Annotated in this window: 26 protein-coding genes and 1 tRNA gene; 21 read left to right on the forward strand and 6 right to left on the reverse strand. The window is 33.5% G+C overall.

Annotated elements, in window-relative coordinates:
* The first annotated feature begins 48 nt into the window (after positions 1–48).
* The 3 genes from CBF37_RS05620 to CBF37_RS05630 all read left to right on the forward strand — a co-directional run bounded on the left by CBF37_RS05620 (position 49) and on the right by CBF37_RS05630 (position 3,038).
* The gene (locus CBF37_RS05620; RefSeq protein WP_125983775.1) at positions 49–1,134 is read left to right on the forward strand and encodes a M42 family metallopeptidase; all 1,086 of its coding nucleotides are present in this window, start codon (positions 49–51) and stop codon (positions 1,132–1,134) included.
* 142 nt (positions 1,135–1,276) lie between these two features.
* Positions 1,277–2,017, forward strand: a complete 741-nt coding sequence (locus CBF37_RS05625; protein ID WP_125983776.1) for an MBL fold metallo-hydrolase — start codon at positions 1,277–1,279, stop codon at positions 2,015–2,017.
* A 13-nt stretch (positions 2,018–2,030) separates the two neighbouring features.
* Positions 2,031–3,038: a lipoate--protein ligase gene (locus tag CBF37_RS05630; protein ID WP_125983777.1), complete on the forward strand. Its 1,008-nt coding sequence runs from the start codon at positions 2,031–2,033 to the stop codon at positions 3,036–3,038.
* Positions 3,039–3,105: 67 nt separating this feature from the next.
* Here CBF37_RS05630 and trpS read toward each other — a convergent pair whose 3' ends face one another.
* Complete coding sequence (gene trpS, locus CBF37_RS05635; protein WP_125983778.1) at positions 3,106–4,122, reverse strand: tryptophan--tRNA ligase; 1,017 nt, start codon at positions 4,120–4,122, stop codon at positions 3,106–3,108.
* A 338-nt stretch (positions 4,123–4,460) separates the two neighbouring features.
* On the opposite strand from trpS, the gene spxA reads away from it, so the two are divergent.
* From spxA to CBF37_RS05650, 3 genes are all read left to right on the forward strand, one after another.
* Positions 4,461–4,859 carry a transcriptional regulator SpxA gene (spxA, locus tag CBF37_RS05640; RefSeq protein WP_125983779.1) on the forward strand — a complete coding sequence of 133 codons (399 nt, stop codon included), beginning with the start codon at positions 4,461–4,463 and terminating at the stop codon, positions 4,857–4,859.
* Between the two features lie 147 nt (positions 4,860–5,006).
* Complete coding sequence (locus CBF37_RS05645; protein WP_125983780.1) at positions 5,007–5,702, forward strand: adaptor protein MecA; 696 nt, start codon at positions 5,007–5,009, stop codon at positions 5,700–5,702.
* Positions 5,703–5,772: 70 nt separating this feature from the next.
* Positions 5,773–6,294 (forward strand): GtrA family protein, encoded by a 522-nt coding sequence (locus tag CBF37_RS05650; protein ID WP_125983781.1) that lies wholly within the window; start codon positions 5,773–5,775, stop codon positions 6,292–6,294.
* A gap of 109 nt (positions 6,295–6,403) precedes the next feature.
* Here CBF37_RS05650 and nrdF read toward each other — a convergent pair whose 3' ends face one another.
* From nrdF to nrdH, 4 genes are read right to left on the reverse strand one after another with little or no spacing between them, the layout of a single operon-like run.
* On the reverse strand, positions 6,404–7,369 hold the full coding sequence (gene nrdF / locus CBF37_RS05655) for a class 1b ribonucleoside-diphosphate reductase subunit beta (RefSeq protein WP_125983782.1): 966 nt from the start codon (positions 7,367–7,369) through the stop codon (positions 6,404–6,406).
* Positions 7,370–7,381: 12 nt separating this feature from the next.
* The gene (gene nrdE / locus CBF37_RS05660) at positions 7,382–9,544 is read right to left on the reverse strand and encodes a class 1b ribonucleoside-diphosphate reductase subunit alpha (RefSeq protein ID WP_125983783.1); all 2,163 of its coding nucleotides are present in this window, start codon (positions 9,542–9,544) and stop codon (positions 7,382–7,384) included.
* Positions 9,534–9,902, reverse strand: a complete 369-nt coding sequence (gene nrdI / locus CBF37_RS05665) for a class Ib ribonucleoside-diphosphate reductase assembly flavoprotein NrdI (protein WP_125983784.1) — start codon at positions 9,900–9,902, stop codon at positions 9,534–9,536. Before nrdI ends, nrdE begins: the two co-directional genes overlap by 11 nt.
* Positions 9,903–9,904: 2 nt before the next feature.
* Positions 9,905–10,138 (reverse strand): glutaredoxin-like protein NrdH, encoded by a 234-nt coding sequence (gene nrdH, locus CBF37_RS05670; RefSeq protein ID WP_125983785.1) that lies wholly within the window; start codon positions 10,136–10,138, stop codon positions 9,905–9,907.
* Positions 10,139–10,477: 339 nt separating this feature from the next.
* On the opposite strand from nrdH, the gene CBF37_RS05675 reads away from it, so the two are divergent.
* The 10 genes from CBF37_RS05675 (at position 10,478) to CBF37_RS05720 (ending at position 20,719) form a co-directional block, all read left to right on the forward strand.
* Entirely contained in the window at positions 10,478–10,951 is a 474-nt protein-coding gene (locus CBF37_RS05675) for a FeoA family protein (protein ID WP_125983786.1), read from the forward strand.
* Between the two features lie 2 nt (positions 10,952–10,953).
* Positions 10,954–13,101, forward strand: a complete 2,148-nt coding sequence (feoB, locus tag CBF37_RS05680; protein WP_125983787.1) for a ferrous iron transport protein B — start codon at positions 10,954–10,956, stop codon at positions 13,099–13,101.
* Between the two features lie 24 nt (positions 13,102–13,125).
* Positions 13,126–13,263: a FeoB-associated Cys-rich membrane protein gene (locus CBF37_RS05685; protein WP_125983788.1), complete on the forward strand. Its 138-nt coding sequence runs from the start codon at positions 13,126–13,128 to the stop codon at positions 13,261–13,263.
* 357 nt (positions 13,264–13,620) lie between these two features.
* Positions 13,621–14,061: a hypothetical protein gene (locus CBF37_RS05690; protein WP_125983789.1), complete on the forward strand. Its 441-nt coding sequence runs from the start codon at positions 13,621–13,623 to the stop codon at positions 14,059–14,061.
* Positions 14,062–14,184: 123 nt separating this feature from the next.
* Positions 14,185–14,257: transfer RNA gene (locus CBF37_RS05695), tRNA-Lys, on the forward strand.
* 967 nt (positions 14,258–15,224) lie between these two features.
* Positions 15,225–15,926 carry a response regulator YycF gene (yycF, locus tag CBF37_RS05700; protein ID WP_125983790.1) on the forward strand — a complete coding sequence of 234 codons (702 nt, stop codon included), beginning with the start codon at positions 15,225–15,227 and terminating at the stop codon, positions 15,924–15,926.
* Between the two features lie 8 nt (positions 15,927–15,934).
* Positions 15,935–17,758, forward strand: coding sequence for a cell wall metabolism sensor histidine kinase WalK (gene walK / locus CBF37_RS05705; RefSeq protein WP_125983791.1), 1,824 nt, complete (start codon positions 15,935–15,937; stop codon positions 17,756–17,758).
* Positions 17,755–19,047, forward strand: a complete 1,293-nt coding sequence (locus tag CBF37_RS05710) for a YycH family regulatory protein (protein ID WP_125983792.1) — start codon at positions 17,755–17,757, stop codon at positions 19,045–19,047. Before walK ends, CBF37_RS05710 begins: the two co-directional genes overlap by 4 nt.
* Positions 19,047–19,883: a two-component system regulatory protein YycI gene (locus CBF37_RS05715; protein ID WP_125983793.1), complete on the forward strand. Its 837-nt coding sequence runs from the start codon at positions 19,047–19,049 to the stop codon at positions 19,881–19,883. Before CBF37_RS05710 ends, CBF37_RS05715 begins: the two co-directional genes overlap by 1 nt.
* Before the next feature lie 26 nt (positions 19,884–19,909).
* Positions 19,910–20,719 (forward strand): MBL fold metallo-hydrolase, encoded by an 810-nt coding sequence (locus CBF37_RS05720; RefSeq protein WP_165866651.1) that lies wholly within the window; start codon positions 19,910–19,912, stop codon positions 20,717–20,719.
* A 42-nt stretch (positions 20,720–20,761) separates the two neighbouring features.
* On the opposite strand, the gene CBF37_RS05725 is transcribed toward CBF37_RS05720, so the two are convergent.
* The gene (locus tag CBF37_RS05725; RefSeq protein ID WP_420824165.1) at positions 20,762–22,171 is read right to left on the reverse strand and encodes a S1C family serine protease; all 1,410 of its coding nucleotides are present in this window, start codon (positions 22,169–22,171) and stop codon (positions 20,762–20,764) included.
* 329 nt (positions 22,172–22,500) lie between these two features.
* Between CBF37_RS05725 and rlmH the strand changes: the two genes are divergently transcribed.
* The 5 genes from rlmH to CBF37_RS05745 all read left to right on the forward strand — a co-directional run bounded on the left by rlmH (position 22,501) and on the right by CBF37_RS05745 (position 26,802).
* Positions 22,501–22,980, forward strand: coding sequence for a 23S rRNA (pseudouridine(1915)-N(3))-methyltransferase RlmH (gene rlmH, locus CBF37_RS05730; protein WP_125983795.1), 480 nt, complete (start codon positions 22,501–22,503; stop codon positions 22,978–22,980).
* A gap of 321 nt (positions 22,981–23,301) precedes the next feature.
* Entirely contained in the window at positions 23,302–23,544 is a 243-nt protein-coding gene (locus CBF37_RS11615) for a hypothetical protein (protein ID WP_165866649.1), read from the forward strand.
* 557 nt (positions 23,545–24,101) lie between these two features.
* Positions 24,102–26,039: a BglG family transcription antiterminator gene (locus CBF37_RS05735; protein ID WP_125983796.1), complete on the forward strand. Its 1,938-nt coding sequence runs from the start codon at positions 24,102–24,104 to the stop codon at positions 26,037–26,039.
* Positions 26,023–26,472 carry a PTS sugar transporter subunit IIA gene (locus CBF37_RS05740; RefSeq protein WP_125983797.1) on the forward strand — a complete coding sequence of 150 codons (450 nt, stop codon included), beginning with the start codon at positions 26,023–26,025 and terminating at the stop codon, positions 26,470–26,472. Before CBF37_RS05735 ends, CBF37_RS05740 begins: the two co-directional genes overlap by 17 nt.
* Positions 26,473–26,490: 18 nt before the next feature.
* On the forward strand, positions 26,491–26,802 hold the full coding sequence (locus CBF37_RS05745) for a PTS fructose transporter subunit IIB (RefSeq protein WP_125983798.1): 312 nt from the start codon (positions 26,491–26,493) through the stop codon (positions 26,800–26,802).
* Positions 26,803–26,813 lie beyond the last annotated feature (11 nt).

Here is a 26,813-nt window from a genome sequence, read left to right on the forward strand (position 1 = left end):
TCAAGACATGATATACTAAACAAAATACTGAGATAGGGAGCGGTTGATATGTTAGAAAAAAAAGAAGAACTGTTTTTAAAAGAATTAACTGACGCAAATGGTGTTCCAGGTAATGAAGATCAGGTAAGAAGTGTTTTTAAGAAATACGCTGAACCATATGCGGATAAAATCCTTTATGATGGGTTAGGTGGTATCAATGCCCGTCACATTGGTGATAAAGACGGACCACGAGTGCTTATCTCTGGTCACATGGATGAAGTCGGGTTTATGGTAACTAAAATTACAGATAAAGGTTTCATTGAATTCCAAACATTAGGCGGTTGGTGGGGACAAGTTATGCTTGCCCAACAAGTGACGATTACTACTGGAAAGAATGATAAAATTCATGGAGTTATCGGGTCTAAACCACCTCATGTCCTGTCTGCTGATGCGCGTAAACAGCCATATGATATTAAAGATATGTTTGTCGATATCGGTGCGTCAAGCGTAGAAGAAGCTACTTCATGGGGAATTAAACCTGGCGACATGATTACTCCGTATATCGAGTACCAACGTTTAAACGATTCTAAGTATCTGTTAGCGAAAGCTTGGGATAATCGAATTGGGACAGCAGTGTCGCTTAAAGTATTAGAGAACTTAGCTAAAGATGGTCATCCAAATATTCTTTTTGCTGGAAGTAACGTTCAGGAAGAAGTTGGGCTGCGTGGTGCTCGAACTAGTACGCACCTAGTCAACCCTGATATAGCTTTTGCTTTGGACACGGGAACTGCAGGTGATACTCCAGGGATGACACCGAAAGAAGCTGACTCAGTTCTAGGTAAAGGGCCGCAAATCATTGTCTTTGATGCATCAATGATTCCGCATAAAAAATTGCGTGATTTTGTGATTGGAATTGCCGAAGAGTTAGATATTCCCTTCCAATATACGGTCATTACTGGTGGTGGAACTGATGCTGGTATGCAACATTTAACACGTAACGGAGTACCTGCTCTAGCTATCACCGTTTCAACACGTTACCTGCATTCACATACATCTGTGATTCATGAAGATGATTATTTAAATACAGTAAAATTAGTGACAGAAGTTGTGCGCAGACTTGATCAAAAAACTGCAGCAAAATTAATAAGCTATTAAAAAAACAAATTTGTATAAGTAGTGTGATTTTTTATGAATGACACTACTTATTTTTTTGTTTGTAAGGAAAGTTGATTGCGTTCTCGCAGGAATAAAAGTAAAGTATATGTGTAGACTTATTTATGAAAGGAATGACGTCTCTATGAAAGTAACAGTATTAGGATTTTGGGGAGGATTTCCATATGAAGATGATGGGACAACATCATATTTAGTTGAATCTGATGGTTTTTCACTATTACTTGATGCCGGCAGCAGCACACTGGTTAGATTGGAAGAAAGAATGAATCCTATTGATTTAGATGCTGTCATTTTAACGCATTATCATCATGATCATATAGCTGATGTAGGTGTCTTGCAGTATTTACGCCAACTCAAACCTAAACAACCAATTCCAGTATTGCCTATTTATGGACATACCTTAGATAAGTGGCATTTCTCAGAGATGACAATGGAGGGGATATCAGAGGGTATCGGTTACTATGAAGATGAGGTATTGGAGGTAGGACCGTTTGTTATTTCATTTCAAAAAACACGGCATCCGGTTACCTGTTATGCGATGCGTATCGTAGAGCAAAAAAGTGGAAAAGTGTTTGTGTTTACCGGTGATACGGGTTACTTTGAAGGATTATCAGATTTTTGTAAAGATGCCGATTTGCTAATTACAGATACATATTTCTTAGAAGGACATGAAAATCACAAGGCGCATCTGACATCAAAAGAAACAGGGTTAATTGCTAAAGAGGCTAATGTCAAACAACTTGTCTTAAGTCATTTGCAACAAGATATTGATTTAGAATTATTAAAACATCAGACAGAAGATTATTTAAATAATCCAGGGGTTTCTGTAACCTTAGCAGAAAGGTTTTTAACAATTAAACTATAGGGGTGTTTAACACATGATTTTTGTATCAAACGAGGGAATAACAGATCCACGTATTAATTTAGCTATTGAGACATATTTAGTTCAACAAATGCCATTAGATGAGCCGATTTTATTATTTTATATTAATGAACCCTCAATTATTATTGGTCGTAATCAAAATACAATTGAAGAAATTAACACAGAGTATGTTGAAGAAAATGGTATTCACGTGGTTCGTCGTTTAAGCGGTGGTGGAGCTGTTTATCATGATGAAGGAAATTTGAATTTTAGTTTTATTATGCCGGATGATGGTGAGTCGTTCCGTAATTTTGGTAAAGTGACACAGCCGATTATTGATGCACTTCATGATATGGGTGTTGAAGGGGCAGAGTTGAAAGGACGTAATGATTTAGTTATTGATGACAAGAAGTTCTCGGGTAATGCCATGTATGCGACTAATGGTCGGATGTTTGCGCACGGGACATTAATGTTTGATAGTGATATCAATGAAGTTGTTAACGCCCTTAAGGTACGAAAAGATAAAATTGAGTCAAAAGGGATTAAGTCAATTCGATCACGTGTGACAAATATTAAACCGTATCTATCTGATGAACATCAAAATATGTCCACTGAGGATTTTAGAAAAGATATTTTATTAAAAATATTTGAAACGGACAACTTGGATGATGTTAATGTATATAAGTTGACGGATGATGATTGGGAAAAAATCAATAAATTAAGTGACGAATTATATCGTAATTGGGATTGGAACTATGGAAAATCTCCCGAATTCGATTTAGTGCGTCGTAAGCGATTCCCGATTGGCTCGATTGAAGCTAAAATGAATGTTTCTGACGGGGTTATTCAAGACATCAGAATTTTTGGTGATTTCTTTGGTTTAGGTGAAATAAAAGATGTTGAAGAAAAATTGCAAGGAATTAAATATGATAAACAAAGTATCGTAGATGCAGTAGCTGCGATAGATGTAAAAAAATATTTTGGAAATATTGTGCCAGAAGATTTAATTGAATTAATTTATTAAAAAAGAAAACCGGACGGTTAATGTCCCTTTTACATAGGGGATATTAACCGTCCGGTCATTTTTTTTATTATCGTTTTGGTTTTCGTCCCAAACCGACTGCGTTTCGCATTTTTTGCAGTGTTCGGTCTGCTACTTTTTGTGCGTCAATCGCGCCATCATCTAGAATGGTTTGCAATTCGTCAGACACTAAAAGTTCTTTGTAATGTGTTTGAATGGGTTCTAGTTTATTAACGACTACTTCAGCTAAATCAGCTTTAAACTCTGCATAACCACTGTCATGGTACTTAGCTGTGATATCAGAGATAGGAAGATCAGACATTGCAGAATATATGACTAATAAATTCGATATCCCTGGTTTGTTATCAGGGTCATACTCGATGATACCACTTGAATCAGTAACAGCTGATTTAATTTTTTTGCGGATAACGTCCGGTTCGTCTAACATAGAAATGAACCCTTTTCTGTTTGTGTCAGATTTACTCATTTTTTTTGTTGGTTCTTGTAAACTCATCACACGACCACCACTGTCTTTTTTAGCAATTTTAACTTCAGGTGATACTAAAATTGGTTGTTTCGGTGTACCATAACGGGAATTAAACCGATCAACAAAATCACGTGTTAATTCTAAATGTTGTTTTTGATCTTCGCCAACAGGTACTAAATTAGAATTATATAGAATAATATCTGCAACCATTAATGGAGGATAAGTTAAGAGTCCTGCATTAACACTAGTACGTCCAGTTTTTTGCGATTTATCTTTAAACTGTGTCATTCGTTCTAATTCACCCAAGGGAATATTACATTGGACAATCCAAGCAGCTTCAGCATGTGCTGAGACCTCAGATTGAATAAAAATCGTTGCTTTTTTAGGATCGATACCGACAGCAATATAGAGTGCGGCAAGTTGTAGAATTTGTTCACGTAATTTTAAACGATCTTGCGGCACTGTAATTGCATGTTCATCTACAATACAGAAATAACATTGGTAGTCATCTTGAAGCTGTACAAATTGCTTCATTGCCCCAATATAATTTCCAATAGTTGGAATACCACTAGGTTGTATACCAGAAAAAATAGTTTTCATTTTTTAATCATCCTCTTTACTTAACTTAGTACTTATCATTATAACTGAAATATTGATTAAAAAAAACTCATTTAACTGATAATTTAGTGAGTATATATGCTGCGCATTATTAACTTTTAGTAGTAATTATATGAATAACCACCTTTTTTTGCAAAGGGATATTAATAAGCTATGATCTTTAAAAACCTATATATATCAAAGGTTTTATCAATAAATACTTTGGAATAATTATAAAATAAGGGGTAGAAATTGGAAATTAATTATAGTATAATTAATGCTAGGTAGTAAACATTATACTGTTTATAAAATATCTAGTAATTTGAAAGGGAGTGATTTGTATGTTGAAATTATATACTTCTCCAAGTTGTACATCATGTCGTAAAGCAAGAGCATGGTTACAAGAACATCAAATTCCTTTTGTTGAACGTAATATTTTTTCTGAACCGTTAACACAAGATGAGTTAAAAGAGATTTTACGAATGACAGAAAATGGAACTGAGGAAATTATTTCGACACGATCAAAAGTTTTCCAAAAATTGGATGTCGATCTGGATGAGTTATCACTTCCAGAGTTATTAGATTTAGTGCAAAATAATCCAGGGTTGTTGCGCCGACCGATAATGGTAGATGATAAACGATTGCAAGTTGGATTTAATGAAGATGAAATACGTCGATTCTTACCTCGGGAAGTACGAGCAATCGAATTAAAACATGCACAAATGCAGGCTGGTTTCTAGTGCCAATTGATTAAAAATGTAAAAACGTTAGCAGCATGTGGTATGTTTTACCATGCTGCTTTTTAGTTTATGAATGTATTTCCTTTACTTTTTACTGATTTACTATACAATGATACTATAGATAAGATGGAAGAGAGGTGCAACGATATGGAAATGGAGCGTATAAATGAAAATACTATCCGTGTGTCAATCGGCAGTGAAGATTTGGAAAAACGCGGGGTAACTTTCTTAGATCTCTTAGGTAATCAGAAACAGATAGAAGGCTTTTTCTATAGTATTTTAGAAGAAGTTGATGTGGATGATCAATTTCATGAGACGGATGCAGTAACCTTCCAAGTACTACCAAATCGTGACGGCCTAGAGTTATTTATCAGTAAAGTAACAAATTCTCAAGAAGATCCACAATTAGCTGATGAAAATCTGCAAAAGATTATTCAAGAAAAAATGCCTAAAGTTTTAGATGATGATTCAGATGTTGTCAATGAGAAGGATAAGAACCTGGAAACATTTGATGCTTTCTTACAAGAATATGAAGATGATGACCGCGGTACTGTTTACAGCGTGAAGTTCGTTTTACCAGATTTTGAATCACTAATCAACTTAGCGCGCCATGCTAAGTTAGATGCCTATGAATCAAATGTCTTTTTATACAATAAAAAGTATTACTTGCAAGTTTTATTCGATCCTTTTGGTGCATCGGACGAAGGACTGTTATATCAAGTCGCTAGAATGTATGAATTTGCAACAAGTACAATTGTAACTGATGATATTTTAGAAGAGTATGGCGAACTTGTTCTTTCGGATGACGCATTAGACCAAGTGAATGGATACTTTAACAAGTAACATTAAAAAGATGCTTATTCACTAAGTGATTAAGCATCTTTTTTTATGAAGAAAATGAGGTGTTTATTAGATGATTAAGCGAAAAGAGTTTTTATTTTATGTTCTTTTCGGTGTTTTAGGTACGTTGATTTACTTTTTCACACGTTTTACTGCTAGAGAATTTACGAATAATGTATTGTTACCAGTGTTCATCGGGCAAGCAGTGGCTTTGATTTTTGCTTTTTTTGCAAATAAATACCTTGTATTCAAAAATAAACGGGTCGGGTGGAAAAAGAGTGTGATACAGTTTATTGAATTTACTTTAACCCGTGCGGGGGTTTTTTTTATGGATTTAGGAATAGCCTTTATATTTGTTGATAAGTACGAAAAATTTTGGATTCGATTCTTACATTTAAAACAACTAAATTTTAATAATTCCTTTTTCTCAAATGTTTTTTTTGCAAAATATATCGGTTCACCGCACTTATTGAATGAATTTATTTTTACTGTGTTGTCACAGAGTATAGCTGCAATTATTAATTATGTAGTATCTAAACGTGTCGTATTTAAGATAAAACAGACCCATGAACCGATTGAAAAACATTTAACTTAGAAGAGGCAAGAAGGCAAAGTAGATATTTATTTTTATTTAGAACAACGATAAACCATACAGAAAAGGCACCTTATCCTCTTATTAAAGAGAATAAGGTGCGCTTTTTGGATTAATCTAAACCGATTAAATAGTCATCATCTTGCATCGCTTCTACAGTACCTAACAAGTAGCCGTTACCTACTTGTGAGAAGAAGTCATGATTGCTAGTTCCAGTTGAGATACCGTTCATTACAATTGGATTGACATCTTCAGCTGTATCAGGGAATAAGGGATCCATTCCTAGATTCATTAATGCTTTATTAGCGTTGTAACGCAAGAAAGTTTTTACTTCTTCTGTCCATCCTAGCTTGTCGTAAAGCATCTCTGTATAATGTTCTTCATTTTCATACAGTGTAAAGAGTAAGTCGTACATCCAAGCTTTAAACTCCTCTTGTTCTTCATCAGCTAGTTCATTAAAGCCCAATTGGAATTTATAACCGATATAGGTACCGTGGACTGACTCATCACGAATAATTAATTTAATAATTTCAGCCACATTGGCTAATTTATTATTTCCTAAGTAATAGAGTGGTGCGAAGAAACCAGAATAAAATAAGAAAGTTTCAGAATAAACGTTAGCAACTTTTTTTTGTAAAGCTGTCCCGTTTTTATAAATTTCGTTAATAATTTTTGCTTTTTTCTGCAAGTACGGGTTTGTATTAGTCCATTCAAAGATTTCATCAATTTCAGCTTTGGTATTTAATGTGCTGAAGATTGATGAGTAGCTTTTTGCGTGGACTGACTCCATGAATTGGATATTATTTAATACAGCTTCTTCATGCTGTGTTCGGACATCGTGGCGGAGAGCCTCGATAGCACTTTCTGACTGTATGGTATCTAGAAGTGTCAAACCGCCGAATACTAAACCGATATTTTCTTTTTGATCATCGGAAAGTGTCCGCCAATCATCTAAGTCGTTAGATAAGGGAATACGTGTATCCAACCAGAATTGTTCAGTTAGTTTTTCCCAAGTAGATTTGTCGATAATATCCTCAACGGCGTTCCAATTTATAGCTTCATAATAACGATTAGTCACAATTATTCCTCCCTAAATAACACAGCTTTCACATTGATTACTGCCGATTTCGCTTGAATCATCCGTAAATGTGCGAATATAGTAAATTGATTTTATACCTTTGTTGAATGCATAATGACGTAAAATGTTTAAATCACGTGTTGTTTGTTTAGTAGTATCTGTTTTCCACTCATACAAGCCTTCAGGAATCTCTGAACGCATAAAGAGTGTTAAACTCATTCCTTGATCCACGTGTTTTTGTGCAGTTGCGTAAACATCAATTACTTTACGCATATCCATATCATACGCTGATGTATAGTATGGCATGCTGTCATTATTTAGATGTGCAGCCGGATAATAGATTTTTCCGATTTTTTTCTCTTGGCGTTCTTCAATCAGACGTGTTATCGGATGGATACTGGCACTTGTATCATTAATATATGAAATTGATCCATTTGGTGCGACGGCTAAACGATTTTGATGATATAGGCCATATTCCTTGATAGAGGATTTTAAGGCTGTCCAGTCATCTGCAGATGGGATAAAAATGCCATCAAATAGTTTTACGACTTTATCAAATTTGGGTTGGACAGGCTCATTAATGTACGTATCAAAATAAGAGCCATCAGCATATGCCGATTTATCAAAGTTATGAAAAGTTATCCCGCGTTCTTTAGCAATCTGGTTACTTTCAAATAAGGTCCAATAATTTAGCAGCATGAAATAAACATCAGTAAAATCAAGTGATTCTGGAGATCCGTATTCCATTTGATTTTTAGCAAAGTATGTATGCAGTCCCATCGCACCTAATCCAATTGTATGACTAAGATTATTACCATTTTTGATTGATGGTACGACATCAATACTTGACGCATCAGTTACTGAAGTTAAGGCACGTGTCATCACTCGAACTGATTGACCAAAGTGCGGGCTTTCCATCAGATTGACAATATTAGTTGATCCTAAATTACATGAAATATCAGATCCGAGTACTTCATATTCTTGACGGTCATTAATAAGAGACGGTTCTTGAATCTGTAAAATTTCAGAGCAAAGATTACTCATAATGATTTTCCCATATACAGGATTAGCTCGGTTAGCGGTATCGATATTAATGATATAAGGATATCCAGATTCTTGCTGTAATTTACTAATTTCATTTTCTAGATAGCGTGCACTAATTTTTTGTTTTCGAATACGTGGGTTAGCAACTAATTCATCATATTTTTCAGTGATATCTAAATAAGAAAAAGGCACATCGTATTCACGTTCGATGCTGTATGGACTAAATAGATACATATCATCATTATTTCGAGCTAATTCATAGAATTTATCTGGAACAACTAGTCCTAAAGAAAGAGTCTTGACACGAACCTTTTCATCGGCGTTTTCTTTTTTAGTAGATAAAAAGCTCTCGATATCAGGATGGAAGACGTTTAAGTAAACAACTCCGGCACCTTGTCGCTGACCTAATTGGTTACTGTAGCTAAAGCTATCTTCAAACAACTTCATAACAGGAACGACACCGCTGGCAGCTCCTTCAAACCCTTTGATTGGTGCACCTGCTTCACGTAAGTTAGACAGGGTAATTCCTACTCCTCCACCGATTCGTGATAATTGTAAAGCACTGTTGATAGAACGGCCGATGCTGTTCATGTCATCTGTGACCTGTACTAAAAAGCATGATACAAGCTCTCCGCGACGCTTGCGTCCAGCATTTAAGAAAGAGGGCGTTGCTGGTTGATAGCGTTGATAAATCATTTCTTCAGCTAATTGACGCGCTAAAGTCTCGTCGCCATTGGCAAAATACAAAGCATTGAAAGCAACACGGTCTTCATAGCGTTCCAAATAGTGTGAGCCGTCATTTGTTTTCAGAGCATATTGTGAATAGAACTTATAAGCTGCCATAAATGATTTAAAGGTGAAACGCTGTTCATCTAAATACTCGTATAGCGAAGTAATGAATTTCATTGAGTATTGGTGGATAAATTCAGATTCGATATAGTCGTTTTCAATCAGATAGTTGATTTTATCAGCTACTGTATCAAAATTCATTGTATTCGGCTCAGCATTTTCCTTAAAAAAGGCCGCTAATGCTTCTTTGTCCTTATATAAAGGAATTTGATCATTGACTGGCCGGTTAATTTCATTATTCAGTTCAAAATAAGTTACGTCTGTCAGTTCTTTAAGACTCAAAGTCACTCACTACTTTCTTAAATTTTTTTACGTCAGCATCAGTTCCGCTAAATTCAAAAGAAAAAAGTAGCGGAACATGATAATCACGCGAGATATCTTTTGCGGTATAAACAAAAAGATCGGCAAAATTACGATTGCCGCCGCCTGCTACACCTTTTAAATACGCTTTGTTGTCCTGAAACTCAATAAAATCGTTCACTACCTCGGTGACTTCAACATCGTAAGTAGGAACGACCAGTATGTAAGGTTCGTTGATTTGATAAAAAGGGTTGGAGGTATCAATTTCGTAGGCCGGTAAATCAAGTTTATCGATGAATCGTCTCGTTTGTCCGGTTAAAGAAAAAAAGACTAATTTCATAACTAAACCGCCAACGTTCTTAATTGATCCGGACGGAAGCCAACAATCGTTACTTGAGCATCTTCAGTTGTAATGACAGGAACACTTCTAAAACCTTGTGCTTTTAAAGCATCAATATATTGTGGTTCAGTATCAATATTGATTTCGTTAAATACCACATCTTTATCGGCTAAGAATTTTTTTGTCATCATACATTGAGGACAGTTGTTTTTTGTATATAAAGTAATTGTTGACATACCATTCACTCCTAAATTTGATTTTCTGATTTTAAATCTATAAATAATAGTATAGCTTGATTTTGAAAAAAGTCAATCGAGAAACACAATATATGGTGTTTTTTAGTTATCCACATACTACTGTTAGTATTCAACAAGGGAAAGACCTTGACACGTCTGGTTTCTTAAAAAGTTATCCCAAGAGTTACACACAGGAAGTTCATAATTTAAGTATTAAATTCACAAATAGTAATTGACGACGAATTCTTTTATATAGTACAATAAAACTGTTAATTGAGAATGATTATCGTTTTTATTTATTAATAGATGTGAATAAGATAATTTGATAGGAGTCTTGTCATGAACAAGTTAATTGATGGTAAAGAAAGTCGAGCGTATCAATTTTTGGCTTTTGAAGGGGACGAAGCACAGAAAAATCATTTGAAGAATTTAGGACTAGTTAAAGGAACAACACTATATATAGTAAGTAAAGTGAAACATCAACCTTTGATTGTTTTATTCAAGGGTATCCGCATTGGATTGGATGAATCCATTGCTAAAAATATTTTAATAGAAGAAAAAACAGATGAAGAAGATATTGTAACTATTCCGCTTAGTGCGTTTAGTGTTGGACAAGAAACACGTGTTGTCAAATTAATTGGTACAAAAGAAGTTAAGCGTCGGTTATTGGATATGGGATTGACAAGAGGAACACTGATTAAAATTAAAAAAATTGCCCCTCTAGGAGATCCAATTGAAATTACTGTAAGAAATTATGAGTTGACATTACGTAAACAAGAAGCAGAGCATATCATTGTTGAAGGAGATGACTAGTTATGGATAAATATTTTTCTGTTGCTTTAGTTGGTAATCCGAATTCGGGTAAAACGAGCCTTTTTAACGAATTAACTGGTTCAAGTCACTCTGTAGGAAATTGGCCAGGTGTGACTGTTGAACGAAAATCCGGGAAAATTAAAGGCGAAAAAGAGCTAGTCTTGCAAGATTTACCAGGTATTTATTCATTGTCGCCATATTCACCCGAAGAAGTTGTTGCCAGGGATTACTTGATGAATGATGTGCCAGAAGGAATTTTAAATATTGTCGATGCTAGTAATTTAGAACGAAATCTTTATCTAACTCTGCAACTTCTTGAGACTGGTCATCCCGTTGTTGTTGTATTAAATATGATGGATGTTGTTAAAAAGCAAGGAACGTCGCTCAACTGTGAAAGTTTGTCTTATATTTTGGGATCTCCTGTTTTGCCAATCAGCGTCACAAAAAAACAAGGGTTGGCTGATTTAAAACAGGTGTTAGCTAAGCGCAAATTCAAAAACGGTCAAGCTGAGAATTTTCCAACTTATGATGATCGTTTAGAGGTTGCATTGTCTGAAATTTGTGAGCTCATCGCTGCTTATGTACCGTCCTATCAATTACGCTGGTATAGTATTAAATTATTTGAACAAGATACACAAGTTTTAAGCAAATTAAACTTACCTGATGAGATTCAACTTGAGATTCAAGAGATTGTTGAGATAACGGAGAAAATTTTCAAAGACGATAGTGAAAGTATTGTTGTTAACGCAAGGTATGATTTTATAGATGAAGTAACAAAACTTTGCTTGCATCATTCACCAAACGCAACACAGACTATCAGTGATAAAATCGATCGTATCGTCACAAATAAATGGTTAGGATTACCAACTTTTGCAATTATTATGTGGGCTGTTTATTACTTGTCCATTCAAACAATTGGTGTTATTGGTACTGACTGGGTAAATGATGTCTTATTTGGTGAATGGATACCAACTACTGTTGAACATTGGCTTGCAGCGTGGCAGGTTGCTCCTTGGCTGCAATCACTTATCTTAGACGGTATTATCGCAGGTGTTGGAGCTGTCTTAGGCTTTGTACCGCAACTCATGGTGTTGTTCTTATGTCTATCCTTTTTAGAAGATTGCGGCTATATGAGTCGTATTGCCTTTGTTATGGACCGGATGTTTAGACGTTTTGGTTTGTCAGGTAAATCTTTCATACCCATGTTGGTAGCGACTGGTTGTGGCGTTCCTGGTGTTATGGCGAGCCGAACCATAGAAAATGAAAAAGACCGTCGAATGACAATTATGACAACAACATTTATGCCATGTTCAGCCAAATTGCCGATTATTGGACTAGTGTCTGGAGCATTTTTTCCAAATAGTTCGTGGGTTGCGCCATCAGCTTATTTTATTGGAATTGGAGCCATAGTCTTTTCAGGTATATTATTGAAGAAAACTAAAATTTTCAGTGGTGATCCGGCACCATTTATTATGGAATTACCGAATTATCACTGGCCTCGATGGAGTAATAGTATTCGTCAAACACTTGAACGGTCAAAATCATTTATAAAAAAAGCGGGGACTATTATCTTCGCCTGTTCTGTTTTTATTTGGTTTCTGTCTTCGTTTAATTGGCGTTTCCAAATGGTTGAGACAGACCAAAGCCTGTTAGCTATGTTAGGCCGTCAAATTGCATTTATCTTTGCACCGTTGGGTTGGGGAAATTGGCAGCCGACAGTGGCGACTATTACGGGATTAATTGCAAAGGAAAATGTTGTAGGAACATTTGGTATCTTATATGCGCATTTACCTGAAGTTTCTGAAACTGGAACAGAATTTTGGCCACTTTTCAGTAGTAGCTTAACACCTGTTGCAGGTTATTCCTTTCTATTATTTAATCTATTGTGTGCACCGTGTTTTGCAGCAATCGGAGCCATTCGTCGTGAGATGAATGATTGGCGTTGGACAACTCTAGCTATTGCTTATCAATGTGGATTAGCTTATGTTGTGAGTTTTGTGGTGTATCAATTGGGAAGTTTATTATTAGGTTATCATCACTTTGGTATTAGTCAATTGCTTTCGGTATTCCTTATTATAGCAACAATTGTTTATATAATGAAACCAACGAAGAAAGAACAAGCAGATGTACCGGGAATAAAAATAATGTAATTACTATAGATAGAGGTGAGATGAATGGGTACAATTATTATTGCGGGAATCATTTTTGGAGCAGTCGGAGTGGTTATCTATCAATATGGAGTTAAGAAGAAACCAAGTTGTGATTGTTCATCAACTGATTGCCCAGTTAAAAAGCAGCACTCAACTAAATAAAAGAAGTTAAAATGATAAATCTGTCTAAAAAGCTTGTTTAACGAACATATTATTACTTTGTGTTTATTAAAATGATTTTTAGATAGATTTTTTTATATATTGTCGTCAGAAATGACTACAAACGAAAAGATATACCTCTTAGAGTTGCTATACTGTTCTTAAGGGAAGGGGATGCCCAATAACCTTGAGCGTTAAGATAATAATTAACCTACTTTGGGGAAAGTTAGGAGAAAATTAATTATTATCTTCGCTTTATGTAAAATCCAAAATGTAGTTAAGTGATCCGAATGACTTTTAAAAAAAGAAGATAGACATAGGATAAAATGTATAAGAATTAACGAAAAGAGGACTTGTTAAATGAAAACAAATGATTACATGGTTGAGGCTAATTTATTTTTTGATATGGAACAACAAGAAACATTGAAATTAATCGATGACTTTCAAAAATCGTTAAACTTTAGAGGTCTTAATTATTATGAGCAGCAATTGACAAAAGAAGTCATTCTAAAAGTCTCAGAATTCATGTTGAATCATCATTTTCAGACAATAGAAGAATGGGAGTCTGTAGCGTTACAAGAAACTCTAGTTGTAAGTTTTCCACAATGTATTGTTGCAAACACAAATTTCTTAAATAGCGTTGAGGGAATTTTAGCAACCTTCTTTAATTATTTATACATGAGTGATAGATTACCACAAGGACAGGTTTTAATTAGAGAATTACCAACAATTTGTTCTATCATGTTGGAAATTTTTAAGGAAATTCAACAGAATAAATTAAATGATTACTTATTTGTGTAGTGTAATGAATTCTATCAATACCTTAAATTCATCAGAAATTAAATATATTAGTAGATAAACTTGTAGTAAAAAACTAAAAAATTATTGAAATGTAAAATTTCAAGTGTTATAATAATTTCATTGGGGTTGTTAGCTCAGCTGGCAGAGCAACGGACTCTTAATCCGTGGGTCGCGGGTTCGATCCCCGCACAACCCATCAATGAAAGAAATATCACCATACTGGCGTTTATAACGTTTGTATGGTGTTTCTTTTTATTCATATTTAAAAGAATAATACTTTTTTTATTGTGCTAAATATATACTTATGAAGTTGTGCGTATCTTTGGTTACAACTATCATAAAGAGTATAAGGTGTCGTAAAATTTACCAATGTATTCAAGTACTTCAGGCTACAAATCGCGTGAGAATACTTAGATATTATTGACGAAGTTGTAAAAATATTGATTGAAAGATTTTAATTCATTGTAATGTTTTAGTCAATATGGGAGGAAGGTTTATTTTTTGCAGACATCAATCTATTGCCATATCAATTCGTAAATGCTGTCCTATTTTATTTGAAATTTAAGAGAAAGCAAATTAGGTGTATGTTATCATGGTTCTTTTTAAGAATAGATAGAAGATGATAGTAAAAAATAAAAAAAACCAACTATTGATAATATAGCGGTTTCATTTTTGCTAATTGATAATTATAGATAGTTATGCGTACTGAATTGGTAGATAATTAATTTGAAAGATTATACAATATTAATTGTACTAAAAATGTACAAGAAATTAGACAAAAAGCAGAGAGTAAACTCTGCTTTTTTTACAGATACAAATGAAGTTGTGTAAGGGAAGGGGAAACTAAACCCGTATCTGCTTATTAGCCGAATAAATTAAATTAATAATTTATACTTATAGGTTAAAACAAAATGCTTTAAATAACAACACAAATATAATTATTATTATTTTAATATAATGATTAATGCGATAAAACGTTAATAAAACAATGTTTTTGTAAAATTCTATTTTTTCGTATCTATATGCAAAAAAAAAGAACTTGTTGTGAAAATTAATGAATTAACGAGTTCTTATTAGCAAATAGTGTTTAAGTAAATAAAAATAATGTATAATAGAAGAGATAGTATGAGGAAATGAATTAAAGTTAATAGGAGGAAGTCATCATGAAGAAAATTTTAGTGGTCGATGATGAGAAGCCGATCTCAGATATTGTTAAATTTAACTTAACTAAAGAAGGTTACGAAGTCTATACAGCATTTGATGGTGAACAAGCAATCGATATGGTTGAAGAAGTTGAGCCTGATCTGATTATTTTAGATTTAATGCTACCTAAAAAGGATGGTTTGGAAGTTTGTCGTGAGGTACGTAAGAATCATGATATGCCGATTATTATGGTGACAGCGAAGGACTCAGAAATTGATAAGGTTCTTGGTTTAGAATTAGGTGCCGATGATTACGTGACGAAACCTTTCTCGAATCGTGAACTTGTTGCACGTGTAAAAGCTAATTTGCGCCGTCGAGGATCGGATAGTACTAAACCAGAAGAAGAAAGTAATGAGCTTCATGTTGGTGCATTGACAATCCATCCCGATGCATATGTCGTTTCTAAAAGAGGTGAAACAATTGAATTAACGCATCGTGAATTTGAATTGTTGCATTATTTAGCGAAACATCTGGGTCAAGTAATGACACGTGAACATTTACTTCAAACAGTGTGGGGTTATGACTATTTTGGTGATGTACGAACAGTTGATGTTACAGTTCGTCGATTACGTGAAAAAATAGAAGATAATCCGAGTCATCCAGCTTGGTTGGTGACACGTCGTGGCGTCGGTTATTATCTGAGAAATCCAGAACAAGAGTAGGAGTAGTTATGAATAAACGAATTCGTTTTTTCTCTTCTGTTCATTTTAAAATTGCGTTGGTTTTTGTTTTATTATTGATGATTTCAATAGAAATTATTGGTGCGATTTTTATTAGAGAATTAGAAACTACGACAACGCGTAACTTTGAAGAAAATATTACATCACAGGTTGAAACCTTAGCAACAAATATCAGCAGTGAATTAATGAAGTATCAAGAGGATGGTAAAGATAATCAATTAAAACGGACGCTATCAGAATTTTCAAAAAGTGATATTTTAGAAGTGCGGCTAGTTGATGATAAAGGTGTTTTAATTGCAACGAGTAATCCTAACCTACAAGATGACGTGGGTAAAAAAAATGATGTTGAGCTTTTTAATACGTTCTCACAAAGAGAAGAAGAACGAACTGATCCGACTACAAGGAGGCGTGTATTTGTCAATATTCAGCAAATATACTCACCTACTGGTGATTCGGTTATCGGTTTTTTATATGTTAAAAGTGATATTGAAAGTAAGTATCAGCAAATAAATGATATTACAATTATTTTCTTTTCAGCATCTATGATTGCTTTGCTGTTTTCATTAATAGTTGCTCTTTTTGTATCACGAACAATTACAAAACCGATTGGTGAGATGAAACTTCAGGCAGAGCGTATTGCTAGTGGTGATTATTCTCGAAAAGTTGAAGTTTATGGTAAAGACGAACTTGGACAGTTAGGTGAAACATTTAATGAGTTATCAGCTAGAATTGAAGAAGCTCAAGGCATAACTGAAGCAGAGAGACGACGCTTGGATAGTGTGCTATCGCATATGACAGATGGTGTCATTGGTACTGATAGACGTGGACAATTGATTTTAATTAATGAAACAGCTCTAGAACTCTTAGGTATCACTAATGAAGAGGCGCTGGGGATGTCGATTATTGAAATTTTACGTTTGGATGAGACACACACTTTTAGAACACTTTTGGAACATCAAGATAATTTGTTGATTGATTTAAGTACATCTCATCAAGAAACGTTGTTAATTCAAGCAGAATTTTCAATGATCCGTCGCGAATCTGGATTTATTAGCGGTTTGGTTTGTGTTCTTCATGATGTAACTGAGAAACAGCGAGATGAAGAAGAGCGACGTCAATTTGTTTCAAATGTATCGCATGAATTACGTACGCCTTTAACTAGTATGCGTAGTTACTTAGAAGCACTATCTGATGGTGCCTGGCAAAATCCAGAAATAGCACCACAGTTTTTGAAAGTAACGCAAGAAGAAACAAATCGTATGATTCGTATGATTAATGATTTACTTCAGTTATCACGGATGGACAATCAGAAAATAACAATACAAAAAGAATTGGTCAATTTAAATGAACTATTTAATTATGTGTTGGATCGATTTGATATGGTCGTTAAAGACTCAGATAAAAAATATAGTATTAAACGAGAGTTTACAAAGCGAACAATTTGGGTGGATATTGATACGGATCGTATGATTCAAGTAATTGATAATATATTAAATAATGCGATAAAATATTCACCAGATGGCGGTGTGATTACTTGCCGACTGCTTGAAACACATAAAAATGTCATCATCAGTATTTCTGATGAAGGACTAGGTATTCCTAAGCAAAATCTCGGAAGAATATTTGATCGGTTTTATCGTGTTGATAAAGCACGTTCTCGAGCAATGGGCGGCTCTGGTCTTGGATTAGCGATTTCTAAAGATTCAGTAATTGCTCACGGTGGCAGTATTTGGGCGGAAAGCGAGGAAGGGAAAGGGTCAACCTTTTTTATCTCGTTACCATATGAACCTTATGAGGAGGATCTTTGGGAATGACACAAATTGGCGAAAGAATTGTCAGAATCAGCTTAATATTAATGGTTATTCTAAGTCTTATTTTATCTTGGAAAATCTGGACTAATCCGTCGTCAAACCACGCCTTAAATGAGTTTAACCAAAAATCAAATGATGTGATTCAACAAAAGAAGATTACAGATGTTTACGTACCAATTAAATTATTTTATCAAAAATCTGATGACACGATTTTATACACAAATCGTGAATCTTTGATTAGTAATATTCAAGATGAAATCACTAATTATAAATTTAGTGAAGGGCGCGTTTTATCTAGAAGTGAAGCAGAACAGGCATCGCAAGCGCCAACTCGAAATGTAGACTTAACATTTCCTACTGAGATGCCGATTAGTTTTTATTTAGATAATTATGGCGTCAAAGCTACTTTACCTTCAGAAGTTAAAAACTCAAAATTTAGTCGAGTAATACTTGATTTTGATAATAGCAAAGTTTATTTTTCTTCAAGAACTAATGAGACAGTGATTGAATATATAGTTGATGGAAATTTCCAAAAGATATTAGACATGTTAGAGAATAAAGATATCACTTATTACCCTGTAACATTAAGTAATAATAATGTTTCAAATGTCTATTATTTGTCAAAACCTTCAAATTTAAAAATATACAGTTATATTATAGCTACTCAGTCGTTTACAACGTTCTCAAAAGCCTTTTTTAATCAATCAGAAGATTTATATTTAGGTGAAAATGGTGCTGATAGCGATGTGAATTTATCAAATGGTGAAGGAGAATCTTTAACGATTCAATCTAAAACAGGTGAAGTGAGCTACTTTGGCAAGCTGCAATATAGTAAGGACGATATTTATTTCAGTACATTCAAATATATTGAAAATCTTGGAAATACGATTGGTTCTTTGCGATATTCAGAAGCAAAAACTAACGAGATTATCTATCGTAATTATGTCGAAGGGTTTCCAGTTTTTGGTAATCATTCAAAGGGTGTCGTCGATATTGCTATTCAGAATCAAAAAAATGTCAGAATATTAACGAATCAAGAGACAATTCAGATACCAATACCTTCAAATGATACGGTAACTTTACCGCAAACAACAGAAATGTTGGCTGATTTAGAAAATCACGGTATTGATAAAAGTAAAATTTTAGATATGCAAATAGGTTATGAGTGGCAATCAAATACTGAGACGAAACAAGTGGTTGATTTAGTTCCTAAATGGTATTTAAATTATAATGGATCGTGGAAGTCAAATGAACAGTTGCGAAGTGAATTGCAAGAGGGGGTAGTCGACTAATGGATTTTAAACGTGTCGAAGGTATCTTTCTTTTAGTTTTTCTATTCCTGAATATCTTCCTTTTTTATGTATTTCAAGAGAATAAAGTAAATGACCAATCAACATTGTCGGGTACAATTTCTGATCAGATTGAAGAACGTTTAAAAGCGGATAAGATTAATGCACCAAAAAACTTATCAAATGAACATCGTGAAGGTTTTTACTTAGCTGCTAATGATGTTAACCTAGCCTCTCAGGCTGAAAAACAGCTAAAAAACCAAGAATGGTATGTTACTAACAATACTTTACATAGTAGATTTTTAAATGAAAATAGTGATCAGCTAGTTATTGATTTTAATAGCCAACAAAGTGTTGTTGATTTTATCAGTAATCCAGACAATGTGATTCAGGGCTCTCAGTATCATTTGGATTTATCTCGCAGTAAACGAAATAAACGGTATGTTTTTTCGCAAGCTTGGGAACAAATTCCCTTTTTAGATGATACGTCTACCCTCACTTTGATTGCTGGACACAATAATCAAAATAAGCTAATAATTGAGAGTTATGAACAAACAATGTTGTCAACAGATATTGAACCATTGCGCGAGAAACAGCAATTAATTTCTGAACGCGAGGCAATCATTAGCTTATATACTAATAATCGTTTACCAGCAAAATCAAAAATACAACGAACAGAATTGGGATATTCACGGATTTTTACCGTTCGGGGCAAGGGTGTATACATACCAATATGGATTGTTGATGTGGAAACGAATAAAAATAATACTCAGGTAGAGCGAGTAAATGCATTTACGAGTGCAATTATTACGTCAAATGTGTCGGAAGTTAAACACTAGACTAGTACGTGTAATTAGGAAGGAAGATTCTTTTGGAAAGTAATCAATTTAATGTGAGTGTTTTGGCCAGCGGTAGTACTGGAAATTCATTATTTATAGAAACCAATACTCAGAAAATATTGGTTGATGCAGGATTAAGTGGGAAGAAAATCGTTGGTTTATTGTCAAGAATTGATCGTCGTCCAGAAGATTTAGATGCTATTTTAGTAACGCACGAACACCGTGATCATATTCATGGTGTGGGGGTTATGGCAAGAAAATATGGTTTAGATGTTTATGCAAATGAAAATACATGGGAGGCAATGTCACCAATCATTGGAAATGTTCCTCTTGAACAGAAACATATTTTTAATATGGGGAAAACAATGACATTTGGTGATGTAGATATTGAAAGTTTTGGTGTATCACATGATGCGGCAGAACCACAATTCTATCAGTTTCATAAAAATAAAAAATCTTTTGTTGTTTTGACAGATACCGGTTATTGTAGTGACCGGGTTAAAGGAATTATAAAAAATGCAGATGCTTATCTGATGGAAAGTAATCATGACTTAAACATGTTGCGTATTGGAAAATATCCATGGAGTACCAAACAACGAATTTTAAGCGATCGAGGCCACTTATCTAATGAAGATGGTGCTTTAACTGCTGTTGATGTCATTGGTGATAAGACAAAACGAATTTATTTAGGGCACTTAAGTAAAGAAAATAATTTAAAAGAGCTAGCAAATATGACAATGAGTCACACATTACGTGAGCATGATATCAATGTAGGGAAGGATTTATTAGTTTGTGATACAGATCCTGAAAATCCCTGTGAGTTATATTCAATCTAAAAAAATCCTCACTCTTTTCTTAAAAGAGTGGGGATTTTTTGCTTATTGTTGAAAGGCGTCACGATCCTGTGTTTGGCTTCCTTGTTCATCTTGTTGATTCTTCTGAGCAGCTCTTTGTTTACTTTGTTGTGCATTTTCTTTATCTAATTGACTAGAATCTTGATCTAGTTTAACAGTTGTTGATTCTTCTTTGCCATTATAATAATAAGTTAATTTCATAGAATCACCAACTTTTTTACTATATAAAATAGATTGTAATTCAGAACGTGTTTCGACGTTTTTATCATCAACTTTTGTGATAACGACGAATTTTTTTAATCCGGCTTTTTCTGCAGGAGACCCTTTGATGACTGAACCGAGAACAACACCGCCTGTTAAACCTTTATCTTTAAGTTTTAAAACGTCTTGACGGTCAGCTGCGCTAACGTAAGCTAAATCAATCATTGTTGCACCAAGCATTGGACGAATTACTTTACCATTTTTTTCAAGCTGATTTATAATTGATACAACATTATTACTTGGAATAGCAAAGCCAAGTCCTTCAGTCGCTACGCCTGAAGCCGCCTGTGCGATTTTACTAGAATTAATGCCAATAACTTGACCAGATAGATTGACAAGCGGACCACCTGAGTTACCAGGATTAATTGCAGCGTCTGTTTGAAGAGCATTTATATTGATAGGTTGACCGTCTTCAGTTGTATTAGTAATCACACGGTCTTTTGCTGAAATAATACCTTGTGATACTGAATTAGCAAAAGTGGATCCTAGTGGAGAGCCCATTGCAAGAGCAGGCTCACCAACTTTAATATCGTCAGAATTTGCAAATTCTGCTATAGCTTTGACTTTTTCGGAAGGTATTTCTAATACTGCTAAATCACTATAAACATCTGTACCTATAATTTTAGCAGTTACTTTGTCTCCACCATTCAACAAAATTTCTACAGCATCTGCATTTTCGACAACATGATTATTGGTAACAACATATGCTTTGTTTCCATCTTTACGGTAGATAACACCACTTCCTTCAGCAGCTTCTTTTAAATCACCGTCATTATTTTTACTGTCATCAGCTGTACCAAAAAATTGTTCTAAATCAGATAGCTGGCTTTTCTGTTGCTTTTGAAGTGTTTCAATTGATACCACAGCATTTTGCATTTTATCAACGGCTGTAGTAACATCCGTGCTAATGTTTTGTGTACTAACATTAGTTACCTTGCCTTTGTTAGTATTTGTTGTTTTTAATTCAGTTGATGTCGCTGAATTTGTTGTTGGATTATCTACTTTGTTATAAGTAACGAAACCTCCGACAACTAAGGCCCCCCCTAGAATACCACCAGCCAGTGAAATACCGAAACGTTTCATCATGCTTGGTTTTTTTTGTCTCTGTTTATCATAACTATTGTTAGAACGATTATTTGTTTCATTTTCTTTAGGTGTAACATCTTTCCTCATATTAGATGGTGTTTAAAACACCTTGCCTCCTTTAACTATTAATTTATTAATAACAATAACTTTGCTTCACATTAATTAGTATAAAACTTCTTTTTGAAAAAATCATGAATTAAGTTACTGAATTAGCGAAATAAATGATTAAAAAGAATGAAATTTCTGCAAAAAAATGAGAAAATATAATGAATTCAAAAAAATATTATTAACAAGATTTATCCACAGCGTTGTTAACAACTAAAAAATATGTTGTTAACATCCTTGAAAAATTGTGCATAAAACTGTGGATTAGTGTGTATAACTTTAGAAAAAGAAGATAAATTGGAGAGATATTTATGAAAATAAAGATTATTACCGTTGGGAAATTAAAGGAAAAATATTTAAAACAGGGGATTGCTGAATATACAAAACGTTTGGGAAAATATTGCAAGCTAGAGATGATTGAGGTTGCTGATGAAAAGGCTCCAGAAGCGCTTAGTGACGCAGAAATGACTCAAGTCAAACAAAAAGAAGGTGAGCGAATTTTGAGTAAAGTTGGTGACCAAGATTATGTCTACGCTTTAGCCATACAAGGTAAGGAAATCACCTCTGAAAGCTTTGCTGAAAGTATTGAGAAAATGAGTATTCAAGGCAAGAGCACATTTACCTTTATTATCGGCGGTTCTTTAGGTCTGTCAGATGATGTTTTGAAGCGTAGCAACACCCAAATTTCTTTTGGTCGGTTAACTTATCCACATCAGCTTATGCGTCTGATTTTGGTAGAACAAGTATATCGTTGTTTCAGAATTATTAAGGGTGAACCGTATCATAAATGATGCGGTTAATATAGTATAGTAGTCATATTTAAGAATTATCTATAATGAGCAATAAGGAAGAACGTTTGGCATTAAACGTTATAAACGAATCATTGAAGTTAGTTTTTGTTAAGGTGAACAAAGATGATTTTTTGGTAAAGATTTTTGGCAAAAATGTTGAAGATAAAAATATATTATTAAATCAAGGTCCACTGATAAATTAGAAAGAGGAATTGAAAAACATATTACAAAAAGTAATTTTGAATATTTTGTTAAGAATATCTTATGGAATGTAGGTTTTAAAGATACGGATTAGCTATTGCGAAAAATGCAATAAATTATATGTGGGAAATGTATTTAAAAAATAAAGATCTGGGAGTAGATGATGCAAAGTTAAAAGGCTTGATTAGAAAATTATTTCTTATTAGCATCTTAACGTCAATATATAGTAAAGGTTTTGAAAGTCAAGAAACAAATGGTTTTCAGAAAATGAATTCTAAAAATTCTTTAGAGGAATTTATAAAAACTTTGTATAATAAACTAGCTAATTACATTGATCTTCATGATCAAGTAATAATAAAATAAATGACTATACTCCTGAAAGTAATATAACTAAAATTATGGATTTTGCTGAGATTTATAGAGTTAATAAATTTAACTGATCTTAATAAAAGCTTTGAGAATAATGCTATGCTAGAATTAATTAAGGAAAGAAATGGTAATAATTATTTAACATTTTTAAAAGAAAGATTCCTTTTAATGTCATTGAAGTACTGTAATTGTTTGTCTAAATTTTTTTGAAATTTTATCGATAGTCTCCACTTTCTTATTTTGATGGAGATATACTTTTGGTAAAAAATATTCGCCTGTAATAATATGTAAATCATTTGTAATCACTTATTTGTTTTCTTTGTTTGGAATACAAAATGGTTGTATTACAAATGATTTATTTATTTTATCTAAGTTAATTTTACAATCGAAAATATGAATTTAATGAATTAAGATTTAAATGTATTACATTATAAAGAAATGGTATTTAAGGGATAGCCTTAATTATATTCCTTAATGAAAAGGAAAAAGTTTGGGTTTGATAAGAAGATAATTTCCATTACAATGAAAGCGTATTCAGGAGGGTAGGATATATGAATATAAAATTTGAAGATAAATTTGAAAAGATTTTAAGCTATCTATTGAAATATCGTCACACAACTTACAAAGATTTGGCGAATCATATGAATGTGTCTACAAAGACAGCAAGAAAATATATCAATATGCTTCAAGAAATGATTGGATCTGAAACTGATGTTTTGATTTTAGTAAAGCCCGGATTAGGAATTGAACTGAAAGGAGACCCTAGTGATATATTTACAGCAATCCAGTCTAAATCTTTAGGAAAAATCAATAGTATTGAGGATCGAATAATGTATGTCTACTCAAGATTTCTTAATACAAATGAGTTTATTCGAATTCAGGATCTTGCAGATGAATTGTTTGTTAGTCGAGCAACAATGGAAAATACAGTCAGAGAAATCAGAACGAAATTGAAAAAAGAAGGTGTTTCACTGATTAGTAGTCATCAAGGTCTAAAAATTGATGCCTCAGAAGCATTAAAAAGACACCTTATGTCAGACGTTATTCATTATTATTGGGGAGGCGTGACGGCAATAAGTTCACAAAAAGAAAAAGTAAAATTAGGTGTTAAAGTTATCGGGAATACAAATGATTTAATTGACTCTAATGTACTAGATGATGTCGCAGATGTGTTGAATGAATTTATTGAGAAAACAAATCTGGAAGTAACAGAATATGAATATCAAACTTTATCGATTCATTTGGCAATTGCTTTAGAAAGAATCAAACAAGATTTTTATGTTGATAAGGAAATAGATTTTAATGACACACCCTCAAAAAACACTAAAATATTTATCGAACTGATTGAACAGAAATTTAATATTAAAATGCCTAATTTTGAGCGTGAATACGTTGATGTTCATATTTCAGTTATCGAAAAAAATTCATTAAATGATGTGAAGGCAGAAAAGCTACAAGTTTTAGATTACAGTGATAAATTGAAAAAAATTTTATATTTTAAGCTAATAAATTTTACACCGGATGCTGAACTAATTAACAGTCTAGTAGTCCATTTAAATGCAGCTATTAAGAGATTAAAACTTGGTGTCTCAATTCATAATCCTTATACTAGCGAGATCAAAATAAATTTTTCGGGAGCTTTTGCTCTTAGTTATGAACTAGCACAACTGATTGCAACAGAATTTGGCATTACAATGAATGATGATGAGATTGCGTTTATAACTCTTCATGTACAATCATTTTTGGATCGAGAGGGGCATACTCCTAGAGATGTTATATTAGTATGCAGCAGTGGTTATGGAACCTCTAAATTATTAGAACAAAGAATAAAAAAAAGATTTAAATCTGAATTAAATATAAAAAAAATAATGGGAATTCGAGACTTGCAAAAATCAAGCATTAAAAATGAATTAATCATTAGTACGTTGCCAATCAGCAATATCAAAAATACAGTTATTGTTGTTAGTCCCTTGATGACAACAGCAGATGCCGAAAAAATCGAATCTTATATTAAGAGACGAGAAACAGATTCAAAAGAGATTTTTATGAGATTTATTCAGAGAGATTGCTGTTTTATCTCTAATTCATTTGGAGAAACGCAACAAGAAGTTTTAGAGAATATTACTAATAAATTGATTGAGAACAATTATGCTGATAATGGAATCTACCAAAGTGCTATTAAAAGGGAACAGATGTCAACAACGGCCATGGGGAGTTTTGCTATTCCTCATGCGGAGATTAAATATGTAAAGCAACCAATTATTTCAATTTACATAAACAAAAATGGAATCGACTGGCAAGGAGAGAAAGTTCAATTGGTATTCTTTTTCGCATTAAATGAGCAAGTTAAAGATTTGATTAATCAAGTTTATGAATTTTTTAATGAAGTAATTTCAAGTAACTATATAATAAAAAGATTAACGAACTGTACTAATTTTGAAGAGATTGAAATCGTATTAGGAGATGTTTTAAATGGTGTCCACAAATAAAGTAAATAAGGAAAATATCATACTTGATCTTGAAGCATCAACGAAAGATGAAGTAATAAAAAAAATCGCGATTCAGTTAAATAAAAATGGTTATCTGTCAAATTTAAATACCTTTATAGACGACGTTCATGACAGAGAAGATCATATGACAACAGGAATTGGGGACGGTTTAGCAATTCCTCATGGTAAAAGTGATGCGGTTTTAGAATCAACCGTTGCGGTCGCAAGACTAAAAAAACCTGTGGATTGGGATTCGTTAGATGATAAGCCAGTAGAATTTATTTTCCTGTTGGCAATTAAAAATAAAGATCAAGGAGATGAGCATTTGCGAATTTTAGCAGATTTATCTGGAAAACTAATGGATGATAACTTTGTAGAAAGGATCAAACAATCTAAAACAGAAGAAGAATTATTTGATGCGTTAGCATTTTAATGAAAAGGAGAAAAAATAATGATAAAAATGGTCGCAGTAACAGCATGTATAGCAGGCATAGCTCACACGTATATGGCAAAAGCAAATTTAGAAAAATTTGCTAAACAAAATGGAATTGAAATGAAAGTAGAAACACAAGGTGCAATGGGAACGGAAAATAGATTATCTGATGACGATATTTTAAAGGCTGATTTGGTGATTTTCGCAGTAGACACAAACGTTTCAGAGCGTGGTCGTTTTGAAGGAAAAAAAATCCTAGAAGTGAGTACAACAGATGTTGTAAAAGATGGTGAAATGGTTATAAATGAAGCTATTGATCTTTTGAATTAAAAATGGAGGAG

The sequence above is a fragment of the Vagococcus vulneris genome, from assembly GCF_003950515.1.
GTDB classification, from domain to species: Bacteria; Bacillota; Bacilli; order Lactobacillales; family Vagococcaceae; genus Vagococcus; species Vagococcus vulneris.

Coding starts and splice junctions, on each gene's coding strand:
- CBF37_RS05620 (WP_125983775.1), top strand. CDS start 49: ATGTTAGAAAAAAAAGAAGAACTGTTTTTAAAAGAATTAACTGACGCA.
- CBF37_RS05625 (WP_125983776.1), top strand. CDS start 1,277: ATGAAAGTAACAGTATTAGGATTTTGGGGAGGATTTCCATATGAAGAT.
- CBF37_RS05630 (WP_125983777.1), top strand. CDS start 2,031: ATGATTTTTGTATCAAACGAGGGAATAACAGATCCACGTATTAATTTA.
- trpS (WP_125983778.1), bottom strand. CDS start 4,122: ATGAAAACTATTTTTTCTGGTATACAACCTAGTGGTATTCCAACTATT.
- spxA (WP_125983779.1), top strand. CDS start 4,461: ATGTTGAAATTATATACTTCTCCAAGTTGTACATCATGTCGTAAAGCA.
- CBF37_RS05645 (WP_125983780.1), top strand. CDS start 5,007: ATGGAAATGGAGCGTATAAATGAAAATACTATCCGTGTGTCAATCGGC.
- CBF37_RS05650 (WP_125983781.1), top strand. CDS start 5,773: ATGATTAAGCGAAAAGAGTTTTTATTTTATGTTCTTTTCGGTGTTTTA.
- nrdI (WP_125983784.1), bottom strand. CDS start 9,902: ATGAAATTAGTCTTTTTTTCTTTAACCGGACAAACGAGACGATTCATC.
- nrdH (WP_125983785.1), bottom strand. CDS start 10,138: ATGTCAACAATTACTTTATATACAAAAAACAACTGTCCTCAATGTATG.
- CBF37_RS05675 (WP_125983786.1), top strand. CDS start 10,478: ATGAACAAGTTAATTGATGGTAAAGAAAGTCGAGCGTATCAATTTTTG.
- feoB (WP_125983787.1), top strand. CDS start 10,954: ATGGATAAATATTTTTCTGTTGCTTTAGTTGGTAATCCGAATTCGGGT.
- CBF37_RS05685 (WP_125983788.1), top strand. CDS start 13,126: ATGGGTACAATTATTATTGCGGGAATCATTTTTGGAGCAGTCGGAGTG.
- CBF37_RS05690 (WP_125983789.1), top strand. CDS start 13,621: ATGAAAACAAATGATTACATGGTTGAGGCTAATTTATTTTTTGATATG.
- yycF (WP_125983790.1), top strand. CDS start 15,225: ATGAAGAAAATTTTAGTGGTCGATGATGAGAAGCCGATCTCAGATATT.
- walK (WP_125983791.1), top strand. CDS start 15,935: ATGAATAAACGAATTCGTTTTTTCTCTTCTGTTCATTTTAAAATTGCG.
- CBF37_RS05710 (WP_125983792.1), top strand. CDS start 17,755: ATGACACAAATTGGCGAAAGAATTGTCAGAATCAGCTTAATATTAATG.
- CBF37_RS05715 (WP_125983793.1), top strand. CDS start 19,047: ATGGATTTTAAACGTGTCGAAGGTATCTTTCTTTTAGTTTTTCTATTC.
- CBF37_RS05725 (WP_420824165.1), bottom strand. CDS start 22,171: ATGAGGAAAGATGTTACACCTAAAGAAAATGAAACAAATAATCGTTCT.
- rlmH (WP_125983795.1), top strand. CDS start 22,501: ATGAAAATAAAGATTATTACCGTTGGGAAATTAAAGGAAAAATATTTA.
- CBF37_RS11615 (WP_165866649.1), top strand. CDS start 23,302: ATGTGGGAAATGTATTTAAAAAATAAAGATCTGGGAGTAGATGATGCA.
- CBF37_RS05735 (WP_125983796.1), top strand. CDS start 24,102: ATGAATATAAAATTTGAAGATAAATTTGAAAAGATTTTAAGCTATCTA.
- CBF37_RS05740 (WP_125983797.1), top strand. CDS start 26,023: ATGGTGTCCACAAATAAAGTAAATAAGGAAAATATCATACTTGATCTT.
- CBF37_RS05745 (WP_125983798.1), top strand. CDS start 26,491: ATGATAAAAATGGTCGCAGTAACAGCATGTATAGCAGGCATAGCTCAC.